General features: G+C 58.0%; 13 protein-coding genes and 2 pseudogenes. 11 read left to right on the top strand and 4 right to left on the bottom strand.

The annotated features are described in order from the left end of the window. Positions 1-293, top strand: a 293-nt coding sequence (locus BMY36_RS14100; RefSeq protein WP_139194064.1) for a transposase domain-containing protein, incomplete at its 5' end; no start/stop codon positions are given. A gap of 221 nt (positions 294-514) precedes the next feature. On the opposite strand, the gene BMY36_RS14095 is transcribed toward BMY36_RS14100, so the two are convergent. The 3 genes from BMY36_RS14095 to BMY36_RS14085 form a co-directional block, all read right to left on the bottom strand. Continuing rightward, on the bottom strand, positions 515-2437 hold the full coding sequence (locus BMY36_RS14095) for a UvrD-helicase domain-containing protein (RefSeq protein ID WP_050520801.1): 1923 nt from the start codon (positions 2435-2437) through the stop codon (positions 515-517). Beyond that, complete coding sequence (locus BMY36_RS14090; protein WP_050520802.1) at positions 2434-4701, bottom strand: ATP-dependent nuclease; 2268 nt, start codon at positions 4699-4701, stop codon at positions 2434-2436. The genes BMY36_RS14095 and BMY36_RS14090 overlap by 4 nt, the downstream gene beginning before the upstream one ends. A 362-nt stretch (positions 4702-5063) precedes the next feature. After that, entirely contained in the window at positions 5064-6077 is a 1014-nt protein-coding gene (locus BMY36_RS14085) for a helix-turn-helix transcriptional regulator (protein WP_139194063.1), read from the bottom strand. 154 nt (positions 6078-6231) lie between these two features. Between BMY36_RS14085 and BMY36_RS14080 the strand changes: the two genes are divergently transcribed. Continuing rightward, on the top strand, positions 6232-6855 hold the full coding sequence (locus BMY36_RS14080) for a hypothetical protein (protein WP_231579771.1): 624 nt from the start codon (positions 6232-6234) through the stop codon (positions 6853-6855). Between the two features lie 13 nt (positions 6856-6868). Here BMY36_RS14080 and BMY36_RS14075 read toward each other — a convergent pair whose 3' ends face one another. Then, entirely contained in the window at positions 6869-8128 is a 1260-nt protein-coding gene (locus BMY36_RS14075) for a tyrosine-type recombinase/integrase (protein ID WP_050520804.1), read from the bottom strand. A 604-nt stretch (positions 8129-8732) separates the two neighbouring features. Between BMY36_RS14075 and BMY36_RS14070 the strand changes: the two genes are divergently transcribed. The 9 genes and pseudogenes from BMY36_RS14070 to BMY36_RS14035 all read left to right on the top strand — a co-directional run bounded on the left by BMY36_RS14070 (position 8733) and on the right by BMY36_RS14035 (position 15474). Beyond that, on the top strand, positions 8733-8978 hold the full coding sequence (locus BMY36_RS14070; RefSeq protein ID WP_050520805.1) for a helix-turn-helix transcriptional regulator: 246 nt from the start codon (positions 8733-8735) through the stop codon (positions 8976-8978). Then, positions 8975-9238 carry a hypothetical protein gene (locus BMY36_RS14065; RefSeq protein ID WP_231579772.1) on the top strand — a complete coding sequence of 88 codons (264 nt, stop codon included), beginning with the start codon at positions 8975-8977 and terminating at the stop codon, positions 9236-9238. The genes BMY36_RS14070 and BMY36_RS14065 overlap by 4 nt, the downstream gene beginning before the upstream one ends. After that, positions 9235-9630, top strand: a complete 396-nt coding sequence (locus tag BMY36_RS14060; RefSeq protein ID WP_050520806.1) for a VRR-NUC domain-containing protein — start codon at positions 9235-9237, stop codon at positions 9628-9630. The genes BMY36_RS14065 and BMY36_RS14060 overlap by 4 nt, the downstream gene beginning before the upstream one ends. 129 nt (positions 9631-9759) lie before the next feature. Further along, positions 9760-9837 (top strand): annotated as a pseudogene (locus BMY36_RS20890) (hypothetical protein); the annotation flags it as partial. A gap of 3 nt (positions 9838-9840) precedes the next feature. Next, positions 9841-10665, top strand: coding sequence for a helix-turn-helix domain-containing protein (locus BMY36_RS19980; RefSeq protein ID WP_336469880.1), 825 nt, complete (start codon positions 9841-9843; stop codon positions 10663-10665). A 5-nt stretch (positions 10666-10670) separates the two neighbouring features. Continuing rightward, positions 10671-11126, top strand: a pseudogene (locus BMY36_RS20965) (DNA cytosine methyltransferase); the annotation flags it as partial. A gap of 55 nt (positions 11127-11181) precedes the next feature. Then, positions 11182-11835 carry a hypothetical protein gene (locus tag BMY36_RS20510; protein ID WP_050520809.1) on the top strand — a complete coding sequence of 218 codons (654 nt, stop codon included), beginning with the start codon at positions 11182-11184 and terminating at the stop codon, positions 11833-11835. Further along, the gene (locus BMY36_RS14040) at positions 11832-12509 is read left to right on the top strand and encodes a hypothetical protein (RefSeq protein ID WP_050520810.1); all 678 of its coding nucleotides are present in this window, start codon (positions 11832-11834) and stop codon (positions 12507-12509) included. The genes BMY36_RS20510 and BMY36_RS14040 overlap by 4 nt, the downstream gene beginning before the upstream one ends. 91 nt (positions 12510-12600) lie before the next feature. Then, positions 12601-15474 carry an SNF2-related protein gene (locus tag BMY36_RS14035; protein ID WP_050520811.1) on the top strand — a complete coding sequence of 958 codons (2874 nt, stop codon included), beginning with the start codon at positions 12601-12603 and terminating at the stop codon, positions 15472-15474. Positions 15475-15488: the final 14 nt, after the last annotated feature.

The raw sequence follows: 15488 nt of genomic DNA, 5'->3' as shown, positions 1-15488 counted from the left end.
CGCTCGGTCGCATGCCCAAGGCCCGGGCCTATCTTGAAAACGGCCAGCTCGAGCTGGACAACAACATCTGTGAGCGATCAATTCGGCCGGTGACTCTCGGCCGCAAAAACTATCTCTTCATGGGATCAAAGGGCGGCGGTGAAGCTGCGGCCATAGCCTACACGCTCATCGAAACCGCCCGCATGAACAAGGTAGATCCCGAAGCCTGGCTTCGCTGGGTTCTCGAGCGCGTTGCAGACCACAAGATGACCCGCCTCGAAGAACTCATGCCATGGAACTGGGCTGCCGAATAAGTCAACACCAGTCAGACCGGACGGATACCGTTGATGTGGCGTTGATGTGAATCGATCAATAGTGCGCTGACAATAATCACTTTGCTCGCGCTGTGTAGTGCGGATGCAAGTCGTACCAATTCGTAGCGGCTATGGGCGTGCGCGAGGAGGCAGCAAACAGCCAAGAACTTAATGCTCGTATTGCGTCTAAAGCTGCCAGATCGCGCCTGCGGTATTACCTGTCAGCCGAGTGCTGCTTCGTCAAAGACCGCGTCATCAGGGAAAATGCCGGAAGCTCGCACGTTTCGTATTGCAACAGCTGGATCATTGGAAAAATACACAACGACGAGGTCGGTCAGCGCACGCGTGCAGCACACATAGAAAAGACGTCGGGTGCGTTCGACTGATGTTTCTTTACCGCCCCGAATGTTCTCGTCATCGCGGGCTGATAGTGCCTTCACGCCGAAATATTTATCGTATGAGAATTGGACGTGCGTGCCCTCCTCATCATCGAGCACCACCAACACTCGCTCAAATTCTGCGCCCTTGATGCCTTGCTGAGTGGAGAAAGGCGAGAGCTGCTGAATGTACCGCCTGTAGCCTCGAAATTGTAGCGCGGAGCATCCCAAAAACGCATCCATCGCTGCGATTTCTCGTGTCGTATCTTCTTCTTCGTCGACTTCGGCTGCATTTGCTTCTAAGATCGGACCATGGTCGTCAAGATATGCTATGATGCGCGGGTCAAGTGTGACAAGGCTTAGATCGCGGACGTGGCTGAGAACGTCGCGAACGGTTGCGGCAGAATCCACTGCAAGCATTTCACTAAGATGAAAAACGCCCCCTCGGAGCGCTGCCAGAAGTTCGGCGGCGCCCATCTTTGATACGGAATCTTTTTTGAGACGTGGACAATGCTTGCGTAGGAGCGACATCACCGCGAACTCATCGCCAGCTTCAATCGCTTCGACAACGGGCAGGATGAATGAAGTAAAAGGCCTAATTGGCCAAGCCGTAGCATCGAGAAATCCATCGCGGAAGGACCCTGGTGCTTTATCATTCATTGCGGCGTAAAGAGCTCCGAAACCGAGTCTTGTGGCAGCCATTCGATGAACAATGACCAAAAGTTTGTAGTCAGCATCGTGGCCATCGACCCAAGCGATATCTGCGTTCTCTCGAGCCACCATCCCACGGACCGCAGACAAGCGTTCGTTGCGTCGCCCATCTGCGGGAAGTACGAAAATGCGTGCTGTTCCGTCCACTAGTTCGCGCACCCCGCCAATTTCCTGCATACGTCCGCCCGCCTGTACTAAATCGTCTCCATCACGGCGGATGGCGTTGGCCACGGCGAGAACAGTTCTCGGACAACGGAAGTTTTCCTCTTTATTGATCAACAGCCAGCCATCTTCTAGCTCAATGGGGCCTATGCCCGTGGGATAGATGCGCTGCATAGGATCACCAAAGAAGCCGAGGCAGAACTTCCCTCCAGCTTGGGCTGCTGCAGCCTTCAGCGCCTCAACGACGACTTCTTGGGTATCCTGACTTTCGTCGACAAACACGAATGGAAATTGCTGTGCTATTAGAGTGCGGAAAAGGGGCCGTTCCAGAATGAAATCGGTTGCCATGCGGATGATATCGTCGTGCCCCAAAATCCCCTTTGCATAGTCGCTGCCGGTGCCATAGGTAAAGGCTCGGACAAGTTCTACGTCGCCCCGAGATTCTTCAAACCGAGCAATGTCACGTTGATTTTTGTCACGTGTTCGCTGTTGAACACGTGGCCCGAAGCCAGCGGCGGTCGCCGTCAGGTCGTCAATCCTCTCGCTGATCCTGCGCAATACCCACGCCTTGATATCGTATTGAAATGAGCGAGTGATTGACCAGAGAAAGCTGTGGATCGTGGAGACGTGAATCAGTGGGTTATTTCCAACGTCGGCCCAGATCTCACCTGCGGCTATCTCAGTGTACGTAATGCAGGCGACACGCTGGCGACTAACTTTCAAAGTTGAACCATACGCCTCTATGGTTGTGGCGAGCGCCTTCACCAGAGAAGTTGTCTTTCCGGAGCCAGCACCGGCGACCATTATAAAGTTGCGTTTCTGTGTGCCGGTCAAACACTGGCGAAGCTCAATATCTGCCTGCGTATCAGGTTTATTTGCTCGGCTACTGCTCATTCAACTGCACCATCGGCCGCTAAAGCGGCATCGACAATAGCTTCGGCCTCCTGCTCAACTTCCAGGCTAACTTGTTTTGCTAGCCAGACAAGACCGTCGCGAATATATCTCGGAGTTGCCCACGCGTCTTTTTCGGAAGCAAGAACCTGTAGAGCAAACTTGGTTTTATCAAAACCCGAGCTTCCGACACGCTTATGAAGCCCACCGGCGAGAGCAGACGCATCCGCGGGCGGATTGCGAAGTTTCAGTCCGACAATTCGCTGTTCATTCGCTTGGCACCAAGTTGCGTTTTCTAGGCCGAATGCCTCTTCAAGCGTGCGGCCGCAAAGTGGAACCGAGTGACCTGCCCAAGTCACATCCGTGGCCACCTGATACGTCACCATTACTTTCGCTGTTTCTGAGCCGACTAGGTCAGCAACTTTGTCTTCAGGTCCTGCTATAAGAAGTTCCGAGATGAACCGCTTCTTTGGCAGCCATTGGATCAGGGTCTGGTTTGAGGTCTCCGCGCCTTCTGTACTGGTGAGACACGCCTTTCCGTATCGTTTCGAGGCAGGTGCTCCGGCTGCTCCGGGAATCTCAAACTCTATTTCTTCATCCTCGTTATCGCCATCAACTGGAGCAGGCTCTACAGCAGCCGTGACGCTGTCAATGTCGGTAATGAGAAGGGTCGTGACACCAAGAAACTCAATTAGTTCCTTAAACCGATGGCCAAACGCCCCCCCTACTTCTAGGATACAGAGGGCAGTAGACCGGAGAGTTGACGCCTCCTTTTCAATCATCAATGGCATTAGCAGACGCTCAACATTGCCTTCAACTAGTATGGCAGCATCGGCGAAGAACAGATCGCAGTGGGTCAGCTTGAGGTAACGCTGTAGGAAGTCGCGATCTTTAGGCGCATCCCCAGCTTGAAAGGCTGATAGATTCAGGACTTGGGTGCTCTGTTCACTCTCGACAACGTGTCGACGGAAGTAACGGATAGGGGCAAATCCGCGCTCGTAAAGGATATGAGGAGAGTGCGTCGTGATCACGACCTGACTGGAGAATATACCTTCTTCTTCGCCAGGACGGGCCAGAAGACCAAGTACGTTTCGGATAAATACCTGCTGAAGCTGCGCATGCAGATGTGCTTCCGGCTCCTCGATGAAAATCAAGTGTAGCGGTGGTCGCTTCTCTTCCTCATCGAACCATTTCGCCTGAAGGTCGAGGATCTCCACTACCATATAAATCAGGTTTTTGAAGCCCAGACCATTGTAGCTGTCGGGCAATCGGGTGGCCTGTTCACCATCACCAAGAACGTAGTGGATGCGTGCATCTTGGCTCATCACCGATGCAGGATTCAGCGCGGATATTATTTCAAGTTTAGGATTATGCAGTCCAGGATACCCGAGAGTTGCTATCCGATCGAGCGTAGGTGCAAACACGTCCATCAAGTGTTTATTCAATCCGACTTCGGACTCGAACAGCGCCTTCAACGCAGAGTGATCTTCCTCTCGTTGCTCTAAGTTTCTCTGATAAAATCGGCTCAAACGACGAGATAGATCTTCTGACCTGCCTGAACCGCCTTCCGAACGCGAAGATGGGTCGGCGAGATGCCTTTGAGCGTTGAGGCAATCGACGCGGACGAGCGACTTTAGAATGGTTGCGCCGCTGGGCTCTCCCCCGATAATCGCAGGCACATAGCCCTCGTTTTCTACGAGGTTATCGTCAAACTGTGCGTCGTCCAGCACGAAATAGCGGAGCTCAAATTCGCTCTGAAGCTCCTTTTCGAGAAAGTCAGTGAGGGACTTCGGCCAAGGCACGTAGGCCCCCGCACCTTCCGGGAGCGCAGCAGCTTGAGCAAGCGCTGTCTGCTTTTGCAGCCTGTATCGTTCGAGAAGATCAACCGGGTTTTTTGCGGCGAACTCAATGCGTATGCCCACCTTGCTGCCTGCCCACGCCGTACTGGGAAGGATCGGAATGACCAGATAAAGGTCAGCCTCGGTTACTCGAAACCATAGATCCAAGCTGATTGCCGGTATCGTGGCGTTTGCATCTTCAGCGTCGTTCGCCTCTCCTAAGGCATTTAGTTCTTTCCAGGTATGCGAGCTAAAATCAAATAGAGAAAAGCGGCCTTTCGCGCCCGACAAGAACGCTATGATCGCTTGAGTGGCAGATGTCTTTCCGCTGTTGTTGGCACCAACAAAGATCGATATGTCTGACGCTAGCTCCACACGGACGTCGCGCAAACGCCTGTAATTTTTTAGCCGATAGGAGTGGAGATACATAGATGTCCCTGTTTTTGCGTCAAAAGTATACCAGCCATTAGACGAATTCGAGCAAAGGTCACTTTTCACTGTGTCCCCGGTGCTTTTTAGTCCATCGACGATTGGAAACCGCCGTCCGAATTCTGGTCAATGCTCCGTAACAGACCAGAGACTAGTCGAGCCGCGCTCAAGAAGTAAACGACGGACTAGATGCAGATTGTCCAAAGCGCCGTTTCACCCCTTCTAAATGTCGCTGCGGCAGGTGTGAACTGCAGCTTCGGAAAGCGGCATGGAGCGAGCGATCGTCAGCGAAGGGCTAAAAGTATCGCGCCCCGCCCACTTGGTGGGTGCCAATCGGCTAGGTTGAAGAATACCCCAACGCGTCAAGGCAGCACGCCCAAATCCCCGCGCTGATGCCCCTTCACCATATCCCGCAGTTCAGCCGGGGCGATCACCTCGACCTTATCGCCCCACTGGTAAAGATGCCAAGCCATCTCGACCCACCCGCTAGCCGTAAACTCGACGCGCAGCGCGCCATCCGGCTCTTCGGTGACGACTTGGTCGGAATGGAATTCAAACTCGCTTGCAGCGACCGCCGCGCTGGGCGCAAAGCGCCAGACGACCAGTTGGTATTCCGCTGCCGAGTGGTACGAGCCAAAGGACTGGGCGGCATAGGTGTCCAGGTCGAACTCCGGGTCGCGGGCGAAAGACTGCCCGGTGATCTTGGCGCTGCTGATGCGATCCAGCCGGAAGCGTCGGAATTCCCGCCCGTTGCCAAGATCGCGGGCGATCAGATACTGCCGGATCCCCAGCAGCAGGCCATAGGGTTCAACCACACGGTCCAGCACACCATTATCCCGCGCACCCCGATAGGCAATGTTCAGTGAAAATGGCGCTTTGATCGCCACGGCAATTGCGCCCAGTATGACGGGTTCGACCTGCACGCGCGGTCCTGGACGGCAGGCATAGCCCTGCGCCTCGAGCATCGCACCCGCATCCACTTCGGCCCGACGCGCGTGCGAGGACGGCATCGCTGCCAAAAGCCGATCCCGTAGCGAGATCAATGCAGAGACATCCCTGGTGGCCCCTTCGCGCTGGGCGCGACGAATGCTCGTCTCCAAAGCCTCCAACTCGTGGTCACGGATCCCCTGCATGCGCAGGAATTTCGTATCATTCAGTTTCCACCAGCGCCGCCGATCCTGATCGGTGGAGAACTCAATGCTCGGGAATGCCGCCTCCAGGCCCCGGATCATGCGTTGGGCGGTGCGCAGGTTGACGCCAAATTCAGCACTCACCTCCACGAGGGAAACGCCCTTGTGGCGGGCAGCGGCCATCTCGGCCAATCGCATCAAGTCCAGGGTCTTCGCAAAGGCCATCGTGATTCTTTTTTCCTCCACGTCAGGTTCTTACGGGGAGTGTGGTGCAAGATCAGCCTTGGGGCGAGTCATTTATGATTCGACAACTTTTAGGTGCAGACGCCGCCCCGCAAACAGTCACCACGCCTGGCGGATTATTCCGCCTGCCAAGCGCCAATTCAAGGCTCAATGAAAGATGGATTACACGATGAAGCTCCCTCCGCGCGAATTTTACACCCTTCACGAAGTGGCTGCCCGTTGGGGGTGCGCCTTGGCCGACATCTCGGGCTGGTCGACCGCTGGCCAGCTGGAGATCATTACCGGCATCCCTCCCACCTTCTGTGACACAACAAGGGTCGCAGGCACGGTTATCATCTGCCCCATGGATATCGTGCCAATGTTTCGCCGCTGTGGGACCGGCCCCAAGAACGCGCTGTTGCGTCGCTTGCGCACCGAAGAAGCCACCGACTGGCTCTTTGTCACCGATCCACCCGAGGGCGTTGATGTCTCCATTGCCGATCTGTTTTTGCGCAGCAAACAGGTCATGAAGTTTGAAGATAAGCATGATCTTCTGCGCCGGGTCAGCGGGGGTACCGGATCGGCATCGCCCTATGATTGGGACGGCATGACCAAGGCTTTTCTGGTTCGCATTCATGTACGCGGCATCCCAGCCACCAAAGCCGAGATGATCGGCGACATTCAGGACTGGTTCGTGGCACATTCGAATGGCGACGATATTCCAAGCGAGCGCTCCATCCGGCGCCATGTCGATGAACTGTGGAAGATGTTGAGCGAACTTCAACAGGACGAAAACGTCTGATCTTGCGCGGTGGTCAGGCCTGCTTGCGATCACTGTCCGCATCGTGGACCAGTGTCGGGCGAGGCCGGAAGATATGCGCCACCGCGTCAACGCCCGCCCGCAGCGGCGAGTCCATCAGGTGCGCATAGCGCTGGGTCGTCTGCATTTGCGTATGACCCAGCAGCTTGCCAATCATTTCCAAAGATGCGCCACCGCTGACCAGCAACGACGCGAAGGTATGGCGCAGATCGTGAATGCGCACATCCGGCAAATCCGCGATCTTCTGAACCTGCCGCCAGAAATGGCGGATTTCCTTGACCGGCTGGCCGGGCACATCGCCGGGAAACAGCCATGCCACGCCGCTCGGGACCAGCAGCTGGCGTTGGCGCACAATCGCCGCCACATCGCCAGAGACAGGAACCCTGTGGATCTTGCGCTGCTTGGTGGTGGCGGCAGGCTTTGACCAGACACCGAGGTCCAGATTGAATTGTTCAAACCGCGATTGCCGCACTTCGCCCAATCGCGCGCCGGTCAACATGCAAAGCCGGATGATCCCGGCGGCGCGCTGGTCCGTAGCATCGTCCAGCGCCGAGGCCAGACGGACGATTTCTTGTGGGCTCAGGAACCGCTCGCGCTCGGTCTCAATGCGGCGGTGGAACCCAGAGGCCGGATTGTCCTCGCGCCAGCCCCATTCAATGGCCAGCGTGAACATCTTGCGCAACACCTCGCCGACGCGGTTGGCGCGCACCGGGGTGGGCTTGGGGCCCTGCAATTTGCGCGCGCGATTGTTGGGTTTGACCTTTGACGGGCGCGCCCTGCCCTCGGCGATCTTCGCAAGCAGCTTTGCCACATCATTCTTGGTGATGTCCGTGACCAGCTTGTTGCCCCACTGCGGCACGACCAACTTGGCCAGCATCGCCTTTTGATCCGCCGCATTCGCCGGGGCCAGTTTGACCACATGCTCGGAGATATAGCGCTCGATCATGTCGCTGATACGCGGCGCGGTGCGCAACTCACTCTTTCCGGCCAGCGGATCCCCGCCCTCGTCAATTTCGCGGCGCAGTTGCCTCGCGCGCTCTCTTGCCGCCGTCACCGTCCATTCCGGCCAGCGCCCAATGGTCATCCGACGCTGGCGACCAGCATATCGGTAATCCAGCGTGAAGGCCCGGCCGCCCGAGCGGTAGATGCACACGGCAAAGCCCCGCACCTCGACGTCGAAAATCTGATAATCCCTCCCTTTCACGGGCAAGGGTTCACGAACCGTTTTATCATTCAATCTCATGCGCTTGGGCATATCATCCTCCTGTTGCAGCCCCTGTCATGACGCGTAGATTCGTGGCTCTATCAAGGTAATCATGAACTGCCACGCGGCGGCGAGGCACTGACCGGCGCTGAGTGGCGCGGGCTGGCAGTGGATTTGCACCCCGGTGCCGCGCGTGTTTTGCGGGTTTTGGGAAAAAAGGGCCTGAGCACCGGTTTTCCGCATTTGAGAACGAAGCGCGCGATGACCACGCCCTACCGCGCAAAGTCAACCAAAGGCGCGCCACCACAAAAAACTCAATCAAATCAATGACCGGCATCGGGCTGCAAATCCACTGCCGGTCAGTGCCGCCCCGCCGCTTCTGTCATACAGACAAAACTCCTTGTTTTATGGGGCGGGACGCGCGCGCTATCGGCACCCGCATAGATCATCGGCTCAAACGGACAGCGCTTCGCTCGCGCTGCGCCGCAGCATGATTTTGGCCGAAATCACAAAAACCCAATAAAACAAGGAGCGGCATAGGGGTGCAAATCCACTGCCATTCAGTGCCGGTCAGTGCCTTCCCGCCGCACCTGCCGATCTGCGTCTTCTCAAACCGGACAAACGCCCCCTTTGGGCAACAATCGGGAGAAGACCTATGACCCAAACCCATCAAATTCCCGCAAAACCTCCGGTGCCATTAATGGCGGGATGGATCAGCCGCCTTGATCTGGCCCTCGAGCTCGGACTTTCCGTTGCCACGCTTCGGCGCTGGGACGAGCGGCGCATCGGCCCAGCCTGCGTGCGAGCGGGGCGCACAACCTTTTACCGCCGCGCCGTGGTGATGGACTGGCTGGAAAAACAGGAAAGCACAAAACGCGTGCGTGCGAGGGCGCGCCGATGACCTTTCTTTTGTCCCATCCCCTGGTCCCCGTCCCGACAACCGGCGACTGGATGACCGATCGCCTGACCGAGGCGCGCGGCGTCCTGGCCGATACCACGCAGCATCCGGATTCGCTGGTCATCCTCGCGGCCCGTGTGGTCGTCGGTCAAACCGGCGATGCTAGCGAATGCGCAGATGCTATCGACCTGCTGCGCTTGCTGGACCGTCGCCCCCTCCACGCCATTGCAGCTGCCGCCTTCCCGAAAGGTGGTGTCGCATGAACCGGCGCAGCACACCTGAGGCCGATGCCCAGCGTGCAATTGTGCAAGCGCTGCGCTTCGCCCTGCCCCGCGATGCCATTGTCCATCACTGCGTCAACGAGGTGACCGAAGCCGGGCCGCGCGGTGCCAAACGTCAGTCGATCCTGGTTGGCATGGGCGTCCATTCTGGCTTTGCCGATCTGATCGTGATTTCTGGCAGCCGCGTCCTGTTCCTTGAGGTCAAAAGCGAGACGGGCCGATTACGGAGATCGCAGGAGGTGTTCCGCGACACGGTCTGCGCGCAGGGCTTCGGCTGGGCGCTGGTGCGGTCTGTCGACGATGCGCTGGGCGCGCTGGCGGACAACGGCTTCACCAGTCGTGTGCAGATCCCGGCGCGGAGGATTGCGCCATGAGCCACAAAGCGACTGTCTGGGCCATCCAGCAACGTGGGTTGAAACCTGCCACCAAGATCGTTGTTTTGTGCCAACGCCCTCATCAAAGCAAACCGAAATTGGGTGATTAAAGAGGCTTGATCAAGACGGATACTCTGGTTTCTGTGCGACCGGCATAACCCTGATTTTGGCTGCTTTCCGACGCAGGCACGGCTTGCCGACGATGCGGAAATGTCGATCTCGGCGCTGAACGAACACCTCGCCAAGTTGGAAGAGCTGCGGCTGATCCACCGCGTCCGGGTCCATGATCCGCGCACCCATAAACGCCAGGCGACACGCTACATCCTGGGGTTCGAAGATGGCTTTCCACAAGAGCCAACTCCGGAAACCGGACACGGCTTTTGCGGAACGGAGGAAGAACAACGCGCCGACCCAACTCCGGAATCCGGAGATAGGGCCATCTCCGGATTTTCGCCAATCCCATCTCCGGATTTTGCCCAAAGCCATCTCCGGAATCCGGAGACTAACCTTGTAAGAGAACCCTTAAGTAAACCTGTAAAGGAGGAGGAGGACGCGCAAGCGCGCGATGCCGATTTTGATCGGTTCTTCGCAGAGTTGCTCTCGGCGCTGGGCTTTGCCGCCAACGCCACTCTGCCCGCTTGGTGGCAAGGCTGGCCAGCCAGAACGCATGTCCGCCGCTGGATCGATGACCTCGGTTTGTCACAGAAGCGGATCATCGAGACAGCCACCGAGACCCGAGCCGATCATCCCAATCCGCCCGATGGCCCCAAAGCCCTCGACCGGTTCATGGAACGGACAGCCCAGCGCGATGCGCAGGCGACCATTGCAAACGCCAAAAGTCAAAAGTCCAAGCGACAGCGCAAGCGCGTGGATCCTCCCCGGCTCAGCGACGACGAGAAGGCGGCGTTCTATGCCAAGATGGTCAACGCCGATGGCTTCTTGCCGGTCAGCGCGATCAACAACAGCATCCGCGACCTGATGCTGGTGCGGAACCTGGTAACACCCGAACGCCTCCGGATGCGGGGGGTGCGGTGAATGGCATGGTGTCACGTCCCCGGCACGGATTGTCCCTCTGCGCAGGCGGCGGAGGCCTTGATCTGGGCCTCATGCTGGCCGAACCCGGATATCACACCCGCACCTTTGTCGAATGGGAGGACTGGCCCCGCGCCGTCCTCATCGCCGCCCAGCGCGCCGGGTATTTCGCCCCTGCCCCGATCTGGGATGATCTCCGCAGTTTCGATGCCCGGGTCTTCCACGGCGCCTTCGACATCGTCCTCGCCGGATATCCCTGCCAGCCCTTCAGTGCCGCTGGCAAACGCGAAGGTGCCAATGACCCCCGCCACCTCTGGCCCGAGGTTGCAAGAGTCATCGGGGAATGCCGCCCCAAATGGGCCTTCCTCGAAAACGTGCCCGGCCACATTACTCTCGGCCTTGAAACCGTGCTGCGAGAGCTTTTGGACATGGGTTACACGCCTGCGGCGGGTCTGTTCAGCGCGGCAGAAGTTGGCGCGCCGCACCAACGGCTGCGCATCTTCATCGTGGCCCACACCGATGAGCCTGCATCCCGGCACGGATCGCTACAACCCGGCGGGGAACAGCGACTTCACCCGCAAGGCGGAAGTGCTGGCGCTGGGCATCGCGAACTGGTCGACGCCCAAGGCCACGGATGGCGCGAAGGGAGGGCCGGGGCAGAGCTATGGCTCGGGCGGAACACCACCCCTGCCAGCACAAGCGGCACAATGGCCGACCCCGGCGGCGCAGAACTGGAAGGGCAGCAGCGCGGCCAGCATCATTCGCGCCGATGGCAAGAGCCGGATGGACATCCTGCATTATCGGGCGGAGCAGGGCTTCACCCGCCCGGACCCGGTGATCACGGCGCATGGGCTGCGGTCCTCGCCGCACGCCCCGATCTCGCGCCCGCTCTGGGCCTATCTGATTGCCTCGCATGGGCGGGTCGTCTCGCGGCGGATTCTGAAAGCCCGGGCACGGCGCAGGCTGAACCCGCTCTTCGTCGGATGGCTGATGGGATGGCCCATCGGGCACGCGCTCTGCGCCTGCTCGGCAACGGAGTTCACCCTCTGGCAGCAGCACATGCGTGGCGCGCTCTCGCAGCTGCCCATGGCCTCCGGCCCGTGGATATGGCGGTCGACAGATGCAGCCCAGCGTCCGACCCAGATGACCCTGTTTGAAGGATTGCAGCCATGAGCATGCAGGGACGGATTGGGCGGGCTGGCGAGACAAAGGTGAAACGCGCGCTCGGCGTGCAGGCGCTGCTGGAATGGGCGTTTCGTACTGAAAAAGCGCAGTTGGAACTGCCCCCGCCAAAGGATGCATCCGAGGAAGGCTTTGGTTTTGGCCTCGAATATATTCTGATGCAACGCGCCGCGCTGGGCTGCAAGGTTGACGGCGGCCAGCACAAGATGGGCAGTTATACCCATGCCGACGCAGAGGTGGTGGCGGCCACCGTCGCGGGAATGCCGGACAGCCTCGGCGGCATTCGGATGGCGATCAGCGTCGCCGAAATGGCCCGTGCGGGGATAACGCCCGACTGGATGCCCGGCGTAGTGCCGCGCTGCGTGCCGATGGAGACCAAGCAGAACCAGCATGGCGAACGCTCTGCCACCATCGTGGTGGGCACCGTGCGAATGCGGGTTCAAGGCCCGACTGCACGCGGTACATGGAAAACCATAGACATCCTCGCTTGCCCGGTTACCTGGCGGCCGCATCCGGAACAGATCGCCTCCGCCCGGCGCGGCTATGAGGATTGGTGGCAGGCTTTGGATTGGGTGCGCGATGGGCTGGCGGCGGGTGAGATGTTGCGGGAGGTCGAGGTGACAGCGGCGATGCCGAAGGTGCGGCCGTGGGGAAGTGGCCCCTGATACTGTCTTTTTTCGGGAATTCTGACCTGCAGAATTTAACCGTTTAAAAGAATCTCTCGAAGCTAACCCTTAGAGCGGTTAACCCTATGGCATGTTCACCGAGTATCACGCCAAATACATTGCCCATGATCTGACGAAGATGGCACCTCCTGGCTCGGAGGATCAACTATCGATGTCGTTGTTCGATGCATCGGTGGACCTTAACCCACACCAAATTGAAGCCGCTATGTTCGCACTTCAATCACCGCTTGCCGAAGGCGCCATCCTTGCAGATGAGGTTGGTTTGGGCAAAACCATAGAGGCGGGAATCGTACTTTGTCAGAAGTGGGCCGAGCGGAAACGAAAGCTTATCATCATTTGCCCTGCTGCGATCCGCCAGCAATGGGCGGCGGAACTGACAAATAAATTTAATCTCCCAGCGGTCGTGATTGACACGCGAACCTATCGCCAAATGAAAGCTGAAGGCATTCCCTTCCCGTTGTCGCAGAAGCGGATCGTAATTCTTTCCTATCACTATGCGGCCAAGCTTCAGGATGAGTTGCGCCAAGTGGAATGGGACCTCGTCGTAATCGATGAAGCGCACAAGCTTCGGAACGCCTATCGCCCAAGCAACCGTATAGGTCAGGCTTTGCAGCGGGCCGTTGATGGTCGAAAGAAACTCCTGCTTACTGCGACACCACTTCAAAACAGCTTGATGGAGATTTTCGGGCTGACAAACTTCATTGATCCCAACATCTTTGGGGACGCGAACAGTTTTCGGTCGAAGTACGTGAATGCAGGAGGCGATCTTCCTGAACTAAGGGCCCGGTTGGCGGATTTCTGCAAGCGGACGCTTCGAAAGCAGGTGCTCGAATATGTCAAATACACCCAGCGGCGCGCCATGACACAGCCATTCTTCCCGGCAGAGAATGAACAGGCGCTGTATGACGGAATTACACATTTTCTGCAAAGGGAGGACACCTATGCCATTCCCTCCCAGCAGCGCCATCTGACCGTCCTGATCCTGCGAAAGTTGCTGGCTTCATCCACTCAGGCGATCACTGGAACCCTCGAAACCTTGCGCGCTCGTCTGGAGACCCTTCGGAAAGGCGAACCTGTCAAGGGCGACCTGGCGGAAGTCATCTCCTTCGAAAATGAGCTTGAGGAGGAAATCCTTGAAGAATGGGACGACCAAGATGAAACGCTCGAGGTCAGCCCAGACACGATTGATTACGTGAAGCTTCGGCGGGAAATCGATGACATTTCGGTTTTGATCCAGTTGGCGCGCTCCATCCATACGGACACCAAGTCAAAGGCACTGCTAACGGCACTTGAAATCGGCTTCTCGGAACAGCATCGCATGGGTGCGCATCGCAAGGCTTTGATCTTTACTGAGTCTCGGCGCACGCAGGACTACCTGCGCGATTTCTTGGAAAGGAATGGCTACGAGGGCCAAGTCGTGACTTTCAGCGGGACAAACTCCGACCGCAAAGCGCAGGACATCTATGAGCGCTGGGCTGCTGATCCCACGAACCGGGAACAGATCACTGGTTCGCGGGCAATCGATGTTCGCGCCGCGCTCATCGATGAGTTCCGCGATCATGCGCCGATCATGATAGCGACCGAGGCAGCGGCCGAGGGTGTGAACCTTCAGTTTTGCTGTCAGGTGATCAATTATGACCTTCCTTGGAACCCCCAACGGATTGAGCAGCGCATTGGCCGCTGCCATCGCTACGGACAGACACACGACGTCATCGTCGTAAATTTCCTGAACGAACGGAATGACGCCGACAAGCGAGTCCACGCACTTCTGACAGAGAAGTTTAATCTGTTCGACGGCGTTTTCGGGGCGTCTGATGAGGTGCTCGGGACGATTGAGTCTGGCGTCGACTTTGAAAAGCGCATCCTCGCAATTTACCAGGACTGCCGCACACCCGAGGCTATTGCTGCTGCCTTTGACGAGCTGCAAGCACAACTGGAAGAACAAATCCGTAGCCGGATGGAGGACACCAGACGGGCGCTGCTCGAAAACTTCGACGAGGATGTTCACGCCCGGCTGAAGCTGCGGCTGGCCAATGCCCGGGAACAGCTAGACCGTGTCGGTCGGAAGTTCTGGGATCTGACCGGCGCCATCCTTTCCGACCGCGCGAAGTTCGATGAAGCGAATCTGGCGTTCGACCTTCTCGCCCCACCCGCGCCCGACCTCCGGCCCGGGCGCTACCACCTGATCTCGCGGCAGTCGGCAGCAGATCGCGCCACGAACGAACATGGATATTTTCTCTATCGCCTCTCGCATCCCCTCGGGGAGCATGTGATCGGGACGGCCAAGGATGCGGATACGCCGGTCGCAGAGCTGCACTTCGATGTGACCAATCACCCTACGCGTGTGGCGATTGTCGAGACGCTGAAGGGGCGGCGCGGTTGGCTGACGCTGCGCAAGCTGACGGTGACGACCTTCGAAACCGAGGAATACCTGCTGTTCTCCGGCATCGACGACAACGGCCGCTCCATCGACCATGAGGCTTGCGTCAAGCTGTTCGCGGTGGGCGCAGACGTTCTTCCTATCGAAACGCCAGCCAGCACTGTCGCCGACCGCCTTCAAGCAGAGGCAGAACTGCACGCCAAAGCCACGCTGAACCGGTCACTCGATGCTAACAACAAGCACTTCGCCTCGGCGCGTGAACGGCTGGAGCGCTGGGCCGAGGATAAGATTTACGCGGTCGAGAAGGCGCTCAAGGACACCAAAGAGCAGATCAAGGGCGTTCGACGCGAAGCGCGGGCGGCGGCCACGCTCGAGGAAGAAGCTGCCATTCAGACCAAGCTGCAGGAACTGGAACGCCGCCAGCGCAAGCAGCGGCAAGAAATCTTCAACCAGGAGGACGAGGTGGCGGATAAGCGGGATGAGCTGATCGTCAACCTGCAAAAACGCCTGAGCCGTGGTCATTCGATTGAAACGCTGTTTACGATTCGCTGGTCGGTCGTGTAAACGTGGCAATTAAC

Source organism: Pseudorhodobacter antarcticus (genome assembly GCF_900110135.1).
GTDB lineage: Bacteria > Pseudomonadota > Alphaproteobacteria > Rhodobacterales > Rhodobacteraceae > Pseudorhodobacter > Pseudorhodobacter antarcticus.
This window is presented reverse-complemented; position numbering and strand designations above follow the sequence as displayed.

Excerpts from the sequence above, each read along its gene's own strand:
- BMY36_RS14095 (WP_050520801.1), bottom strand. The coding sequence starts at position 2,437 with ATGAGCAGTAGCCGAGCAAATAAACCTGATACGCAGGCAGATATTGAG.
- BMY36_RS14090 (WP_050520802.1), bottom strand. The coding sequence starts at position 4,701 with ATGTATCTCCACTCCTATCGGCTAAAAAATTACAGGCGTTTGCGCGAC.
- BMY36_RS14080 (WP_231579771.1), top strand. The coding sequence starts at position 6,232 with ATGGATTACACGATGAAGCTCCCTCCGCGCGAATTTTACACCCTTCAC.
- BMY36_RS14075 (WP_050520804.1), bottom strand. The coding sequence starts at position 8,128 with ATGCCCAAGCGCATGAGATTGAATGATAAAACGGTTCGTGAACCCTTG.
- BMY36_RS14070 (WP_050520805.1), top strand. The coding sequence starts at position 8,733 with ATGACCCAAACCCATCAAATTCCCGCAAAACCTCCGGTGCCATTAATG.
- BMY36_RS14065 (WP_231579772.1), top strand. The coding sequence starts at position 8,975 with ATGACCTTTCTTTTGTCCCATCCCCTGGTCCCCGTCCCGACAACCGGC.
- BMY36_RS14060 (WP_050520806.1), top strand. The coding sequence starts at position 9,235 with ATGAACCGGCGCAGCACACCTGAGGCCGATGCCCAGCGTGCAATTGTG.
- BMY36_RS19980 (WP_336469880.1), top strand. The coding sequence starts at position 9,841 with ATGTCGATCTCGGCGCTGAACGAACACCTCGCCAAGTTGGAAGAGCTG.
- BMY36_RS20510 (WP_050520809.1), top strand. The coding sequence starts at position 11,182 with ATGAGCCTGCATCCCGGCACGGATCGCTACAACCCGGCGGGGAACAGC.
- BMY36_RS14040 (WP_050520810.1), top strand. The coding sequence starts at position 11,832 with ATGAGCATGCAGGGACGGATTGGGCGGGCTGGCGAGACAAAGGTGAAA.
- BMY36_RS14035 (WP_050520811.1), top strand. The coding sequence starts at position 12,601 with ATGTTCACCGAGTATCACGCCAAATACATTGCCCATGATCTGACGAAG.